A 16420-nucleotide genomic window follows, 5' to 3' on the forward strand; every position below is an offset into this window, starting at 1 on the left:
AGCGTCGCTTCTGCCTGCCGTTTATCATCCGGCAAGGCAGGCGCGAAAAAGCGCAGGGGCTTTACCGGATGGGAGAATAACAATCAGGGTTGGGTACGGGGTCCATACAGGTGATCCACCTCCGGTGAGACAAAAAACATGCGGTTATCGACAAATCCGCCCGCGGGAAGACGAAACTACTGTCCCTGGCGCGGCAACTTCTTTAGGGTAGGTAACGTCAGGCATAAACTGTATTGCAGGCAGCCGCGTTTATTTCCTGGCGGACTATACGGCCCCAGACATCAACGAAAAATAAACAACTATGCGTTTGCCGGCTGATAATTGAACCCCTTGGTCGCGACAGCACATTTTGCCCCGTTGCCAGGCAATCGTTATACCGTCACGACGAAAAACAACCGGGAGACCAGCGCATCGACAATCATAACGACACCGGCGGCAGGCCGGCTGCGGGGCGGAGGCTAGCATGACGGTCCCGTGGTGGCGCAACGGCGTTATTTACCAGATTTACCCGAAAAGTTTTCAGGACAGCACCGGCAATGGCTGCGGCGATCTGGCCGGGATCACCCGGCGTCTGGATTACCTGCACCAGTTGGGAGTGGATGCGCTGTGGCTGACGCCTGTCTATCGCTCGCCCCAGGTGGACAGCGGTTATGATATTGCCGATTATTACGCCATCGACCCGGCCTACGGCACGATGGCGGATTTTGACGCGCTTGTGGCCGGCGCCCACCGGCGGGGCATGCGCATCATTATGGATATGGTGCTTAATCACAGCTCCACTTCCCATCCCTGGTTTATCGCCTCGAAAGACCCGCACGGCCCGTACCGCTCCTATTATTTCTGGCGCGACGGCCGGGACGACGGCCCGCCCAATAACTGGCTGTCAAAATTCGGCGGCAGCGCCTGGCACCAGCCGGCGCCGGGCGGACAATACTACCTGCATTTGTATTCCCGGGAGCAGGCGGACCTGAACTGGGCGCATCCGCCGCTGCGCGTGGAGCTGAAAAATATCTGCCGGTTTTGGGCCGATCGCGGTATCGACGGCCTGCGCCTGGACGTGATCAACGTGATAGCCAAGCACCCGCGGCTGCCCGATGCGCCCGGGGGCGACGGCCGGCCTTTTTATACCGATCTGCCGCAGGTGCAGGATTATCTGCGCGAGATGAACCGGGAAATCTTTACGCCGCTGGCGCTGACGACGGTGGGGGAAATGTCGTCCACTTCCCTGGAGAAATGCCGCCAGTACGCCAATCTCAACGGAGAACAGCTGTCCATGGCCGCCCATTTCCATCACCTTAAAGTGGATTACGCCGACGGAGAAAAATGGGCGCTGGCGCCGCCGGATTTTGTGCTGCTCAAGCAGATATTCAACCGCTGGCAACGGGGGATGCACCGCCACGCCTGGAACACGCTGTTTTGGTGTAATCACGATCAGCCGCGCATCGTTTCCCGCTTCGGCGACGAGGGCGAGCTGCGGGTCGTCTCGGCCAAGATGCTGGCCATGACGCTGCACGGCATGCAGGGAACGCCGTTTATCTTCCAGGGCGAGGAACTGGGCATGACCAACCCCGCGTTCAGCGCCATTACCGACTACCGCGACGTCGAAAGCCTGAATATGTATGCCGACGCCATGGCGCGTGGCCTGGGCCGCCAGCAGACGCTGGACGTCCTGGCCGCCCGATCCCGCGACAATAGCCGCACGCCGATGCAATGGGATGACGGCGTCAACGCCGGGTTCAGCACCGGCACGCCGTGGATTGCCGGCGCCGGCAATGCCGCCCGGATCAACGCGCGGGCCGCCCTGGCCGACGCGGATTCGGTATTTTATTGCTATCAGCGGCTGATTGCGCTGCGCAAAACCCTGCCGATCCTGACGGAGGGGGATTATCGCGACCTGAGCCCGGCGCACCCCGCGCTTTGGCATTACCGGCGCGCCTGGCGCGGCCAGCGGCTGCTGGTGCTGGCGAATCTGGGCCGGCAACCGCAGCAGTGGCGGCCGGCAACCGCCTGGCGCGGCCCGTGGCGGCGGCTGATGAGCAATTATGCCGATACGCCCCACTCGCCGGGGCCGCTGACATTGCGGCCTTATGAGGCGGTTTTCTGGCTGCGGGAATAATCACGCGCGCGGATAAAACCCGTCGGTAACGACGACCGGAAAATCGCGCGAAAAATTTTTTAACGCCCCAAGCCGCCCCGGGGGAAATTTATTGATTTATTTTCAGCGGCATAAACCGCGACGGCCGGTTTATCGGCTAAAAACCGCGCTGTACAACTCTTCGACCACGGGTCGATTTTATTGCGTTAGGTCAAGTTTAGTGACATCTGACTAGCTCATACTCTACATCTAGTGGCATTATTGATTATAACAAACTAGATATAGTGTTTACCTTCTCTACCGCTGGTATCGCGCCCGGCCAGGCCCGCCGGGAAAACGGCCGGTAAAAGAAGGAAACACCTAACCCGCCCCCAGGCGTAAAGGAGTCGCATCGTGAAACCGGTAGTGATCAAACGAGACGGTTGCCAGGTCAATTTCGATGAGCAACGGATTTACCAGGCGATAGTGCATGCCGCGCAGGCCGCCGGTGTTCAGGATAACGATTATTGCGCCACCGTCGCCGCCCTGGTGGGCCAGCAGATGAATTCCCGCTCCCATGTCGATATCCGCGATATCCAGGACGCGGTGGAAAACCAGCTGATGGCGGGGCCGCATAAAACGCTGGCCCGTTTGTATATCGAATACCGCCACGATCGTGACGTCGCCCGTGAACAACGCGGCCGCCTGAACCAGGAAATCCGCGGCCTGGTCGAGCAGAGCAATATGGCGCTGCTCAACGAAAACGCCAATAAAGACAGCAAGGTCATCCCCACCCAGCGCGATCTGTTGGCCGGCATCGTCGCCAAGCATTACGCGCGCCAGCACATTCTGCCGCGCGACGTGGTGCTGGCCCATGAACGCGGCGAAATCCATTACCACGACCTGGATTACGCGCCGTTCTTCCCGATGTTCAACTGTATGTTGATCGATCTGGAAGGCATGCTGACCAAAGGCTTTAAAATGGGCAACGCGGAAATCGAGCCCCCCCGCTCCATTTCCACCGCCACGGCGGTAACCGCGCAGATTATCGCCCAGGTGGCCAGCCATATCTACGGCGGCACCACCATTAACCGGATCGACGAGATCCTGGCGCCCTACGTGGCCGCCAGCTACGACAAACATCGCAATACCGCCACGAAGTGGAAGATTCCCGACGCGGAAGGGTATGCCCTGTCGCGCACCGAAAAAGAATGTTACGACGCTTTCCAGTCGCTGGAATATGAAGTCAATACCCTACATACCGCCAACGGCCAGACGCCGTTCGTCACCTTCGGTTTTGGCCTGGGCACCAGCCGTGAATCGCGCCTGATCCAACAATCCATCCTACGCAACCGCATTGCCGGGCTGGGTAAAAACCGCAAAACCGCCGTTTTCCCGAAACTGGTGTTCGCCATTCGCGACGGCCTGAACCATAAATTCAGCGATCCCAACTACGATATCAAGCAGTTGGCGCTGGAATGCGCCAGCAAACGCATGTACCCGGATATCCTGAATTACGATCAGGTAGTGAAGGTTACCGGTTCATTTAAGACGCCGATGGGCTGCCGCAGCTTCCTCGGCGTTTACGAGGAGAACGGCAGGCAGATCCACGACGGGCGCAACAACCTGGGCGTTATCAGCCTCAACCTGCCGCGCATCGCCCTGGAGGCCAAACGGGACGAAGCCCGTTTCTGGCAATTGCTGGATGAACGCCTGGTGCTGGCGAAAAAAGCGCTGATGACCCGTATCGCCCGGCTTGACGGCGTCAAGGCCCGCGTGGCGCCGATCCTGTATATGGAAGGGGCCTGCGGCGTGCGCTTGAAAGCCGATGACGACGTGGCCGACATTTTCAAGAACGGCCGGGCTTCCATTTCGCTTGGCTATATCGGCGTGCATGAAACCATTAACGCCCTGTTCGGCGGCCAGACCCATGTCTATGACGATCAGGCGTTGCGCGCGAAGGCCGTGTCCATCGTGGCCCACCTGAAGGCGGCCACCGACCGCTGGAAAGAAGAGACCGGCTACGGCTTCAGCCTGTACAGCACGCCGAGCGAAAACCTGTGCGACCGCTTCTGCCGTCTGGACGCCGCCGAGTTCGGCATCGTCGAAGGCGTGACCGATAAGGGCTATTATACCAACAGCTTCCACCTTGACGTGGAAAAGCAGGTCAACCCTTACGACAAGCTGGATTTTGAAGCGCCCTATCCCCCGGTCTCCAACGGCGGGTTTATCTGCTACGGCGAATATCCGAACCTGCAGCATAACCTGAAAGCGCTGGAAGACGTCTGGGACTATAGCTATACCCGGGTTCCCTACTACGGCACCAACACGCCCATTGACGAATGCTACGAGTGCGGTTTTACCGGCGAGTTTTCCTGTACCAGCAAAGGCTTTACCTGTCCGAAATGCGGCAATCACAATCCGGCCAAAGTGTCGGTAACCCGCAGGGTGTGTGGTTATCTCGGCAGCCCGGACGCGCGGCCGTTCAACGCCGGCAAGCAGGAAGAGGTGAAACGGCGGGTGAAACATCTGCCCGACGGCCAGCTGGGCTGACAGGGATGAATTATCACCAGTATTACCCGGTGGATGTGATTAACGGCCCCGGCACGCGCTGTACGCTGTTTGTGTCCGGCTGCGTGCACCAGTGCCCGGGCTGTTATAACAAAAGCACCTGGCGGCTTAACTCCGGGGTGCCCTTTACCCCGGCCATGGAAGACCGGATTATCGCCGATTTACAGGATACCCGTATCCACCGCCAGGGGCTGACGCTTTCGGGCGGCGATCCGCTGCATCCGCAGAATCTCTCCGCCGTGCTGCAGCTGGTGCGGCGCGTGCGCGCCGAGTGCCCGGCCAAGGATATCTGGGTCTGGACCGGTTACCGGCTGGCGGAATTAACCGACGCCCAGCAGGAGGTGGCCGCGTTGATAAACGTGCTGATCGACGGTAAATTTATCCAGGCGCTGCGGGACCCGGCGCTGATCTGGCGCGGCAGCAGCAACCAGGTGGTGCATCATCTGCGTTAACATCCGCCATCATCCGCGCAACCGTCGCGCTTACGCCGCATCGCGGCGGGCATCGCGGCTCACCCCCTGATTTGTCAGTTAGTGCAAATTACCCTTGCCAGTTTTTGCTTATCAAGTAAAAATTGATGCGCATCAATAAGCTGTCCGGGCTTTTCGCGTTCACTTAAGCCGACCGGCGCCTTTTCCGCGCCGGGATTGCCAAACAAGGGAATTATCGTGTCCTCCGCTTCAGTAACAGAATTCATGGTCAAGCTACGCTGCCGCAGGCGGCGGGTGTTCGCTATGATTCTGCTGGCCTTTTGGCTGTTACTGAACGCCCAGCTGGCGCTGGCCAGCCACCAGTGCTCAATGCCGGTTACCGCGCTGCCGGCGGCCCTTGAGCATAGCGAGCATATGCTGCATGACAATATGCCTTCGCAGCAGCGCGCCGCCGCGCCCGGGTTATTATGCGATAAGCACTGCGTGCCGGATTCCGCGCAAAAAGACACCCAGCACGCGCCGTTCGTGGTCCTGCCCAGCCAAACCGATCTCCAGGTGGCCGAGTGGCGCGACGAACCGCGCCTGCCGGATGTCGCCTGGCTTACCCCGCCCATAGCAGGGCCGCCGGCGGAGATTCAATTCTGCCGGTACCGGTTATAGATCCTGACATAACGCCAACGGTTGCCGTCGCCTGAACGCGACGGTAGTGGATGACTTATGTTCAGGAATCAATGCAATGCGCACATTATTTATTGTTGTTCTCTCCGCTGTTTCTGTTTTTGCCTTGCCCGCGTTTGCCGACGATATGGCCGGTATGGGCGATATGCCCGGTATGCATCATGATCACGGCGTCACGGCCGCGTCAAACGTTAACACCTCCCCCGCCGACTACCATGCAAGCGGCATTATCAAGCGCTGGGATAACCAGCATGTGGCTATCGCCCATCAGGCCATTGCGGCGCTGAAATGGCCGCCGATGACCATGACCTTCGCCGTGCCGGCCGACCTGGACGCAGGAAAGCTGGCCGCCGGCACGCAGGTGGATTTCAGTTTCCGCCAGGACGCCCAGGGCTATACGCTCACCGCCATTCATTCTCTCCAGCAGTAAGCGAGGATCGTTATGTTGCTACCATGCTCCTCCCGGACGTGGCTGGTCCTCATGCTGTTCGTTTCCGCCGCGGCTCCCGCGGCGCAAATGAGCCTGGATGAGACGCTGGCCCGGGCCGAACGCTATTCGGCGGATCTTTCCGCCAACCTTCATCAGCGCCAGGCGCTGGAAAATATGGCCGATTCCGCCCTGCAGCTGCCCGACCCCAAGCTGAAATTCGGCATTGATAACCTGCCGGTGGGCGGCGGCAATGCCCGGCGTTTTACCCGTGAAGACATGACCATGCAGCGCATCGGCGTCATGCAGGATTATGTCAGCAGTACCAAACGCGAACGCAAAGCGGACGCGATCAGGGCCGAGGCGGCCTCCACCGCCGCCGGTTATCAAAACCTGCGCGCGCAACTGCAGCGGGATACTGCCCAGGCCTGGCTGGATTTGGCCTTGTCGCAACAGGCGGTCGAGGCGGCGACCCATCTGCTGACGGAAAGCGAACGGCAGATCGCGGTGCAGAAGGCGGCGATAGCCGGCGGGGGCAGCGCCGGCGCGGTGCTGGACGGCCGCCTGGTGGTGATCGATATGCGCGATGCGCTTACCGACGCGCAGCGGGACGTGGCGATGGCGCAGGCGCGCCTGATGCAGCTGACCGGCATCGATCGTATCCAGACCGCCGGCCCCCTGCCGCGGTTCGACCGCCTGCCGGCCGATCCGCAGGCACTGGCCCAGGGTGTGAACCAGCATCCTGAAATAGTGCAGGCGCGGCGCGAGGCGGAAGTCTCGCAGGCCCGTTCCGCGCAGTCGGCGGTGGCGGCGATTCCGGATGTCGGCGTGGAAGTGTATTACGGCAAGCGCGACAGCGGCCGCGACGATATGGCCGGCATTATGTTTACCGTCGATCTGCCGCTGTTCCAGTCGCAACGGCAGGATAAGGATCATGCCGCCGACCAGTCGCGTACCTTCGAGGCCAACGATCGCCTGGCGCAGACCATTCGGGATCATACCGCCCAGCTGAATATCCTGGTGGCCCAGTACCAGGCCGCCCAGGCCCGCTGGCTGCGGCAGCGGGACGAGGTACTGCCGCTGCAAAAGCAGCGACTGCAGCTGATGCAGGCGCAGTATCGCGCCGGCAGCGCCACGCTCGCCGAACTGCTGGGCGCGCGCAGCGCCCTGCTGGCCAGCGAGCAGAATGAAACCCGCGCCGCCAGGGAACTGGCGCAAAGCTGGGCCGCCATTCGTTATCTTATCCCGCAGGAGAACAGGTCATGAACCGTATTACCACCGGACGTACCGTCGCCGTCGTCCTGGCCCTGGCCGCGCTCTGCGCCGCCTTTGCCGCCGGTTATTTCCTGCGCCGGCCGCCGGAAGCGGCAAGCACGCCGGCCCAGGCCAATCCCGCGGCCGACAGCGGCCGCCGGGTGCTGTATTGGTACGACCCCATGTCGCCGGCACAGCGCTTTGATAAACCCGGCAAATCGCCGTTTATGGATATGCCGTTGACGCCGCGTTATGCCGACGAGACGCAGCAGGACGGCGGAGTAACCGTCAGCGCCCGCCAGCAGCAAAACCTGGGCGTGCGCCTGGGCACGGTGGCATTGAGAACCGTGCAGCCGCGTTTCGAGGCGTTCGGCACCGTCAGCATTGACGATCGGGGAATACAGGTGATACCGGCGCGCGCCAACGGTCTGGTGGAAAAACTCTATGTCCGCGCCGAGCAGCAGTTGGTGAAAAAGGACCAGCCGCTGGCGCGGCTGTGGATTCCGGAATGGAGCGCCGCCCAGCAGGAGTATCTGGCGGTGCGGCATTTGGGGGATGCGTCGCTCACCGCCGCGGCGCGCCAGCGTCTGCAACTGCTGTTTATGCCGGAGGACATTATCCGCGCTATTGAAAAAACCGGCCGGCCGCAAACCCGTATCGAAGTACGGGCGCCGGAGCAGGGTTTTATCAGCCGCCTGGAGGTGCGCGAAGGCAGCCAGGTCGGCACGTCCCAGGCGATGTTTGAACTCAGCTCGCTCGATCCGGTCTGGGTGGTGGTGGATTATCCTGAATCCCAGGCCGGGGCCCTCCAGCCCGGCAGCGATATCCAGGCCACGACGTCACGCTGGCCGGGAGACCTGTTTCACGGCCGGATTGCGGAAATGCTGCCGGTGGTGGATAACGCCACCCGCACTTACCGGGCGCGCATCGCGCTGGAAAATCATGACGGCAAGCTGCAGCCCGGCATGTACCTTAACATCCGCCTGGCGCAGGCGGCGCGGGGCGAAACGGTGTTGACCATGCCGCAGGACGCGCTGATCCAGACCGGCAGCCGCAATACCGTGCTGCTGGCCAAGGGCGACGGGCATTTCACCCCGGTAAGCGTTATCGCCGGCCGGGAGTTCGGCGACTGGGTGGAAGTGCGTAAAGGGCTGGCCGCCGGCGATCGGGTGGTCACCTCGGGCCAGTTCCTGATTGATTCCGAAGCCAGCCTGCGCAGCGCCCTGCCGCAGATGGCGGACGATACGGATGCCTCTTCGCCGGCGGCAACCGGCATAAATCCTGGCGCCGGCGCGGACGATGCCTCCCCGTCCGCCGCTACGCCGGCTGACAGCGCCGCGACGCAATCGCCGCCGCCCGGCGCCGCGCAGGAATATGCCACCGAGGGCGTTATCGACGCGGTTAACGGCGAAATGGCGACGTTGTCGCACCATGCCGTGCCCGGCCTGAACTGGCCGCCGATGACCATGGATTTTATCCTGCCCGCGGGCGGACTACCCAAGGGCATCGCCGTCGGCAGCCGTGTCATGTTCCACTTTACGCTTGACGACAGCGGTGCGCGCATCACCCAAATGATGCCGCTGGGGAGTGCCAAATGATCGCCTTTATCATTCGCTGGTCGCTGCGCAACCGTCTGCTGGTGCTGCTGGCCGCCGGGCTGCTGACCGCCTGGGGCATCTGGTCTTTGCAGCGTATGCCGGTGGACGCGCTGCCCGACCTGTCCGACGTACAGGTGATTATCCGCGTCAGTTATCCCGGCAAGGCGCCGCAGGTGGTGGAGGATCAGGTGACCTATCCGCTGACCACCACCATGCTGTCGGTGCCTGGCGCCACCACCGTGCGCGGCTTCTCGATGTTTGGCGACGCCTATGTCTATATCCTGTTCGCGGACGGCACCGATCCCTACTGGGCGCGCTCAAGGGTGCTTGAGTATCTCAGCCAGGTGCAGTCTACGCTGCCGGCGGAGGCCAAGGCCAGCCTTGGGCCGGACGCCACCGGCGTCGGCTGGGTCTATGAATACGCGCTGGTGGATAAAACCGGGCGCCACAGCCTGGCCGATCTGCGCGCCATCCAGGATTGGGTGCTGAAATTCGAATTAAAAACCGTGCCGAACGTGTCGGAAGTGGCCAGCGTCGGCGGCATGGTGCGCCAATACCAAATCCTGCTGAAACCGGACCGGCTGCGGGCGCTTAACCTGTCTCACCAGCAGGTCATCGACGCGGTTAAGCAAGCCAACCAGGAGGGCGGCGGATCGGTACTGGAAATGAGCGAGGCCGAATATATGGTGCGCGCCGCCGGTTACCTTAAAACCCCGGAGGATTTTGATCATATCGTCATCACCTCGCGCGGCGGCGTGCCGGTGTTGCTGTCCGATGTGGCCGATATCCGCCTGGGTCCTGAAATGCGGCGCGGCGTGGCCGAACTGAACGGCGAGGGGGAAGTGGCCGGCGGCATTGTTATCATGCGCTATGGCAAAAATGCGCTGGAGACCATCAACGCGGTCAAACAAAAGCTGAACGAGGTGCGCCGCAGCCTGCCGCCAGGCGTGCAAATCGTGCCGGTCTATGACCGTTCGAGCCTTATCAAGCAGGCCATAGAAACCCTCTCCCATAAGCTGCTGGAAGAGTTTATCGTCGTGGCGCTGGTGTGCAGCCTGTTCCTGTTTCACTTCCGTTCGGCGCTGGTGGCGATCATCACCCTGCCGCTGGGCATCCTCGGCGCCTTTATCGTCATGCATTACCAGGGGGTTAACGCCAATATCATGTCGCTCGGCGGCATCGCCATCGCCATCGGCGCCATGGTGGACGCGGCGATAGTCATGATTGAAAATATGCACAAGGTGCTGGAAAAATGGCGGCACGATCATCCCGGACAGACGCCGAAAAGCGAGGATTACTGGGAAATCTCCGCCCGCGCATCCACCGAGGTGGGGCCGGCGCTGTTTTGCAGCCTGCTGATCATCACCCTGTCCTTTATTCCGGTATTTTCACTGGAGGCGCAGGAGGGCAAGATGTTCGGCCCGCTGGCGTTCACCAAAACCTATGCCATGGCGATCTCGGCGGGACTGGGCATTACCCTGGTGCCGGTATTGATGGGGTACTTTATCCGTGGGCGTATCCCGGACGAACACGCCAACCCGCTCAACCGGGGGCTAATCCGCATGTATCAGCCGCTGCTGGACAAGGTTTTGGCGTGGCCGAAAACCACGCTTGCCCTGTCGCTGGCGCTGCTGGTGGTCACCCTGCTGCCGCTCAGCCGCCTGGGCACCGAGTTTATGCCGGCGCTGGACGAGGGGGATTTATTATATATGCCCTCCACGCTGCCCGGCATATCGGCGCGGGAAGCCGCCCGGCTGTTGCAGCAAACCGATCGGCTGATTAAAACCGTGCCGGAAGTGGCCACTGTTTTCGGCAAGGCGGGACGCGCCGAAACCGCCACCGACCCGGCGACGCTGACCATGCTGGAAACCACCATCCATTTCAAGCCCAGGGATCAATGGCGGCCCGGTATGACCACCGATAAGCTGGTGCAGGAACTGGACCGGACGGTGTCGCTGCCGGGGGTAGCCAATATCTGGGTGCCCCCCATCCGCAACCGGCTCGATATGCTGGCCACCGGAATTAAAAGCCCGGTGGGGATCAAAGTGAACGGCAATAATATCGAGCAGGTCGAGGCGGTGGCCCAGCAGATCGAACGGGTGGTGAAAAACGTCCCAGGCGTCACCTCCGCGCTGGCGGAACGGCTCAACGGCGGGCGCTATATCGATATCAATATCGATCGGGTGCGCGCCGCCCGCTACGGCGTGTCGGTGGGTGAACTGCAGTCCATCGTGGCGGCGGTTATCGGCGGTGATAATATCGGCGAAACCATTGAAGGCCGCGAACGTTTCCCCATCAACGTACGTTATCCGCGCGAGTTGCGCGACTCGGTGCAGAAACTGCGCGACTTGCCGGTAGTGACTGCCGGGGGCGCGCAGGTCAGCCTGGCCGATCTGGCGGATATCCGCGTCAGCGAAGGCCCGCCGATGCTGAAAAGCGAGAACGCCCGCCTGTCGGACTGGATCTACGTCGATTTACGCGGCCGCGATCTCAAATCCGCCGTGCAGGAAATGCAGCGGACGGTGGCGCAGCAGGTCAAGCTGCCGGAAGGCGTCTCGTTAAGCTGGTCGGGACAATTTGAATACCTGGAGCGCGCCAGCGCCAAGCTGAAAATTGTGCTGCCCTTTACGCTGGCGATTATTTTTGTCCTGCTGTATGTCACCTTCGGCCGGGTCAGGGACGCGCTGCTGATTATGGGCACGCTGCCCTTTGCCCTGATAGGCGGCGTCTGGCTGCTTTACCTGCTGCATTATAATCTGTCGGTGGCGGCGGCGGTGGGCTTTATCGCCCTGGCGGGGGTGGCGGCGGAGTTTGGGGTGATTATGGTGCTGTACCTTAATCATGCCATGGAAAACCATCGCACCGGCCACGAACCGCTCAGCGAGGCTCAACTGCTGGCGGCCATCCGCGAAGGCGCGGTGCTGCGCGTACGCCCCAAGGTGATGACGGTGGCCACCATCATGGCCGGGCTGCTGCCCATCATGTGGGGGGGCGGCGTCGGATCCGAGGTGATGCAACGCATCGCCGCGCCGATGATCGGCGGCATGGTCAGCGCGCCGCTGCTGTCGATGCTGGTGATCCCGGCGCTGTATCGCCTATTGCACCGCAAAGGTTAACGCACCCACGGCACGCTGGGCCCGCCATCACCAAACCGACAGAAGCCGTGTTAAAGGGAGAGCATGCCGATGGGGTCGAATCGGGCGTGCTTTTCCCGCCCGACCGAGCGCCCCATGGCAGAGTATGCCCGCCAACACCCATCTCAAAGCAAACGTGTTAAAGGGAGAGCGTGCCAATGGGGTCGAATCGGGCGTGCTTTTCCCGCCCGACCGAGCGCCCCATGGCAGGGTATGCCCGCCAACACCCATCTCAAAGCAAACGTGTTAAAGGGAGAGCGTGCCAATGGGGTCGAATCGGGCGTGCTTTTCCCGCCCGACCGAGCGCCCCACGGCACGCTGGGCCCGCCGTCACCAAACCGACAGAAGTCATGTTAAAGGGAGCGCGCGCCGCCTTCAGAAGGGCGTCGCGGCCGACGCCTTCAGCATCAGTACCTGCTGTTCATACGCCAGGGCCTTATCGCTATCGAACTGGTTTTCCCACTTGGCTATCACCAGCACCGCCAGCGCGTTGCCCACCACGTTCAGGGCGGTACGAGCCATATCCAAAATGCGATCGACGCCGGCGATAAACGCCAGCCCCTCCAACGGAATACCCACGCTGCCAAGCGTCGCCAGCAGCACCACAAAAGACACCCCCGGCACGCCGGCAATCCCCTTCGACGTCACCATCAGGGTCAACACCAGCACGATTTCCTGGCCGATGGACAGATCGATACCATACAGCTGGGCGATAAAAATAGCCGCGATGCTCTGGTACAGCGTGGAACCGTCCAGGTTAAAGGAATACCCGGTCGGCACCACAAAACTGGTGATTGCCGCAGGCGCGCCATAGGCTTCCATCTTCTCGATAATACGCGGCAGCACGCTTTCCGAACTGGCGGTGGAATAGGCCAGGATCAGCTCCTCCTTCAGGATGCGGATCAGCGTCCAGATGCGCAAATGGCACAACCGCGCCACCAGCCCCAACACCACCAGGGCAAAAAACAGGATCGCGGCATACACCAACAGCACCAGCTTGGCCAGCGGCAGCAGCGAGGCAAAACCAAAATTGGCCACCGTCACCGCAATCAAGGCGAATACCCCCACCGGCGCATAGCGCATGATCATATGGGTCACTTTAAACATGGTCTCGGCCACGGCCTTAAACACATTAAGCAGCGGCGTCTTGGTCTCGCCGGGCAAAGCCGCCAGACCCAAACCGAACAACACCGAGAAAAAAATAATCGGCAGCATATCGCCGCGCGCCATGGCGGCGAAAATATTCGGCGGGATCAACGAAAGCAGCGTGCCCACCAGGCTATGGTTGCCGCTTTGCACCTGTTCCGTGGTCTTTTCATATTGGGAAATATCCACCGCCGCAAGCGTGGACATATCAATCCCGTGCCCCGGCTGGAACACGTTGGCAAGCGTAATGCCCAACACAATGGCAAGGGTGGTGATAATCTCGAAATAAACAATGGTCTTCAGGCCCAGGCGTCCAAGCTTTTTCGCATCGCCGACGCCCGCAATGCCCACAATCAGCGTGGAGATAACAATAGGCACCACGATCATCTTGATAAGACGGATAAAAATATCGCCCGCCGGCGCAAGAATATTGCCGATAAACCATACCCTCGCTTCAATCTGGTTATGCAGCAACGCCCCGGCGCCGATGCCCAGGATCAGGGCCAGGAGAATTTGCCAGGCAAGACTAATTTTTAACTTTTTCATAACATTTACAATTTCCCGAAGTGATTCCGTCGTGGCCGATTGCGGCCTGAATACGTCGTCGCGCGCATTTTTTAGCGCCCTGTCATCGGACGCGGCGGAGCCTGTTTACAGACTGCCTAAAAAAAAGGACGTCACTCTGTACCATCTTGAAAAGCCCGAATGCAAGCGCTGATTTATAGGGAGTTGGCGACGATTTAACTTATTGCGGTGGAATTAGGCCTAATATCTCATATAACCGTTTGTTATAATTTGATAAATTTTATCCATTTACGCATTATAATCAGGTTTACCCTTCTCTTTTCGGTCCTTATTTTTCTTTTTTGGCGCTTTAATCGGCGATGAAAAAGCGACCAAAAAAATATTTATGTATGATAAATAAACTCCCTACAAACGGACAAAAAGTTCAGTTCGCGGCAGATTTTTGTACGCTGAGGTAAAACCTCAGTTTTGCTGCGTGATCTAACGCGCAAAAAAGAAACAAAGCCCTCAGGGCAGGTTCAATTAACCCTCGCTTGACATATTATTAACAAATCCAAGGAGGAAACCATGAGCCATCCCCATACGTACCCGATTCCCGACGCGATTGCGCAACGCGCCCTGTTATCCCAGGAGCAATATCGCCAGCTTTATCAACAGTCTGTCACCGACCCCGATACCTTCTGGGGTGAACAGGGCAAGATTATTGATTGGATCACGCCTTACCAAAGGGTGAAAAATACCTCTTTCGACCCCGGCCACGTGCGAATCCGCTGGTTTGAAGACGGAACCCTCAATGTATCCGCCAACTGCCTGGACCGGCACCTGGCGGAACGCGGCGATCAGAGCGCCATTATCTGGGAAGGGGACGACGCCCGCGAAAGCGAGACCCTGACCTACCGGCAACTGCATCAGGCGGTGTGCCGCTTCGCCAATGTGCTGAAAGAGCAAGGCGTCGCCAAAGGCGATGTGGTGGCGATTTACATGCCCATGGTGCCGGAAGCGGCGGTGGCGATGCTGGCCTGCGCCCGTATCGGGGCGATACATTCGGTGATCTTCGGCGGTTTTTCCCCCGAGGCCATTGCCGGACGGATTGTCGACTCCAGCGCCAAACTGGTGATCACCGCCGACGAAGGCATTCGCGCCGGGCGCAAGATCCCCTTGAAAAAGAATATCGACGACGCGCTGAAAAACCCGACGGTAAAAACCATAGAACGGGTAATTGTCTTTAAGCGCACCGGTAAAGACATCGACTGGACCGAGGGGCGCGATCTCTGGTGGCATGACGCGGTGGCGCGCGCCGCTGACGACTGCCCGCCGGCGGCAATGAACGCCGAGGATCCGCTGTTTATCCTTTACACCTCCGGCTCGACCGGTAAACCCAAAGGCGTGCTGCATACCAGCGGCGGTTACCTGGTCTACGCCGCCATGACCTTTAAATATGTCTTTGATTATCATCCCGGCGATATTTACTGGTGCACCGCCGACGTGGGCTGGGTAACCGGCCACAGCTATTTGCTTTACGGCCCGCTGGCCTGCGGCGCCATCACCCTGATGTTCGAAGGGGTGCCGAACTGGCCCGACGCCCGGCGCATGGCCCAGGTGGTGGATAAACACCAGGTCAATATCCTGTACACGGCGCCGACCGCCATCCGCGCGCTGATGGCCGAGGGCGACAAGGCCATCGAGGGCACCAGCCGCGCATCCCTGCGCATCATGGGGTCGGTGGGCGAACCCATCAACCCGGAAGCCTGGGAATGGTATTACCATAAAATCGGCAACGCCAAATGCCCAATCATGGATACCTGGTGGCAAACCGAAACCGGCGGTTTCATGATCACGCCCTTGCCGGGGGCCGTGGCGCTGAAGGCCGGCTCCGCCACCCTGCCGTTTTTTGGCGTCCAGCCCGCGCTGGTGGATAACGGCGGCGCTATCCAGGAAGGCGCCGGCGAGGGAAACCTGGTGATCACCGATTCCTGGCCGGGGCAGGCGCGCACCCTGTATGGCGATCACGACCGCTTCGAGCAAACCTATTTTTCCACCTTTAAAGGCATGTATTTCAGCGGCGACGGGGCCAGGCGCGATGAAGACGGTTATTTCTGGATCACCGGCCGGGTGGACGATGTGCTGAATGTGTCCGGCCACCGCCTCGGCACCGCGGAAATCGAGTCGGCGCTGGTATCGCATCCGAAAATCGCCGAGGCGGCGGTGGTCGGTATTCCGCATGCGATCAAAGGCCAGGCTATTTACGCCTACATTACCCTTAACCACGGCGAGATACCCACCGCCGAACTGTATAACGAGGTGAAGCGCTGGGTGCGCAAGGAAATTGGCTCCATCGCCACCCCGGATATCCTGCACTGGACCGATTCATTGCCTAAAACCCGCTCCGGCAAGATTATGCGCCGCATCCTGCGCAAAATTGCCGCCGGCGACACCAGTAATCTGGGCGACACCTCGACGCTTGCCGATCCGGGCGTCGTTGAAAAGCTGTTAGAAGAAAAACAATCCATGGATATGCCTTCATAAAAACTCCGCCGTCTCCGGACGGCGCTTTCCGATCTTTACCTCTACCCTACTGGAGA

The 16420-nt window shown here is 60.2% G+C and carries 10 protein-coding genes; 9 read left to right on the forward strand and 1 reads right to left on the reverse strand.

Annotated elements, in window-relative coordinates:
• Positions 1-463 precede the first annotated feature (463 nt).
• From ACL2XG_RS14405 to ACL2XG_RS14440, 8 genes are all read left to right on the forward strand, one after another.
• Positions 464-2116, forward strand: a complete 1653-nt coding sequence (locus ACL2XG_RS14405) for an alpha,alpha-phosphotrehalase (RefSeq protein WP_413721887.1) — start codon at positions 464-466, stop codon at positions 2114-2116.
• Between the two features lie 372 nt (positions 2117-2488).
• A complete protein-coding gene (gene nrdD, locus ACL2XG_RS14410; protein WP_410012548.1) occupies positions 2489-4627 on the forward strand; it encodes an anaerobic ribonucleoside-triphosphate reductase in 2139 nt (712 codons plus the stop codon).
• A gap of 5 nt (positions 4628-4632) precedes the next feature.
• On the forward strand, positions 4633-5097 hold the full coding sequence (nrdG, locus tag ACL2XG_RS14415; RefSeq protein WP_410012549.1) for an anaerobic ribonucleoside-triphosphate reductase-activating protein: 465 nt from the start codon (positions 4633-4635) through the stop codon (positions 5095-5097).
• A 282-nt stretch (positions 5098-5379) separates the two neighbouring features.
• The gene (locus tag ACL2XG_RS14420; RefSeq protein ID WP_410012550.1) at positions 5380-5736 is read left to right on the forward strand and encodes a hypothetical protein; all 357 of its coding nucleotides are present in this window, start codon (positions 5380-5382) and stop codon (positions 5734-5736) included.
• Positions 5737-5812: 76 nt separating this feature from the next.
• The gene (locus ACL2XG_RS14425) at positions 5813-6184 is read left to right on the forward strand and encodes a copper-binding protein (protein ID WP_413721886.1); all 372 of its coding nucleotides are present in this window, start codon (positions 5813-5815) and stop codon (positions 6182-6184) included.
• 12 nt (positions 6185-6196) lie between these two features.
• Positions 6197-7447: a TolC family protein gene (locus ACL2XG_RS14430; RefSeq protein ID WP_413721885.1), complete on the forward strand. Its 1251-nt coding sequence runs from the start codon at positions 6197-6199 to the stop codon at positions 7445-7447.
• Positions 7444-9033: an efflux RND transporter periplasmic adaptor subunit gene (locus ACL2XG_RS14435; protein ID WP_410012553.1), complete on the forward strand. Its 1590-nt coding sequence runs from the start codon at positions 7444-7446 to the stop codon at positions 9031-9033. Before ACL2XG_RS14430 ends, ACL2XG_RS14435 begins: the two co-directional genes overlap by 4 nt.
• A complete protein-coding gene (locus ACL2XG_RS14440; RefSeq protein WP_413721884.1) occupies positions 9030-12149 on the forward strand; it encodes an efflux RND transporter permease subunit in 3120 nt (1039 codons plus the stop codon). The genes ACL2XG_RS14435 and ACL2XG_RS14440 overlap by 4 nt, the downstream gene beginning before the upstream one ends.
• Before the next feature lie 393 nt (positions 12150-12542).
• Here the strand turns inward: ACL2XG_RS14440 and gltP are convergent, their stop codons facing one another.
• Complete coding sequence (gene gltP / locus ACL2XG_RS14445; RefSeq protein ID WP_410012555.1) at positions 12543-13859, reverse strand: glutamate/aspartate:proton symporter GltP; 1317 nt, start codon at positions 13857-13859, stop codon at positions 12543-12545.
• A gap of 546 nt (positions 13860-14405) precedes the next feature.
• Between gltP and acs the strand changes: the two genes are divergently transcribed.
• Positions 14406-16364 carry an acetate--CoA ligase gene (gene acs, locus ACL2XG_RS14450; protein WP_413721883.1) on the forward strand — a complete coding sequence of 653 codons (1959 nt, stop codon included), beginning with the start codon at positions 14406-14408 and terminating at the stop codon, positions 16362-16364.
• The last annotated feature ends 56 nt before the right edge of the window (positions 16365-16420 follow it).

This window comes from Sodalis sp. RH24, from assembly GCF_047324145.1.
Lineage (GTDB): Bacteria > Pseudomonadota > Gammaproteobacteria > Enterobacterales > Enterobacteriaceae > Acerihabitans.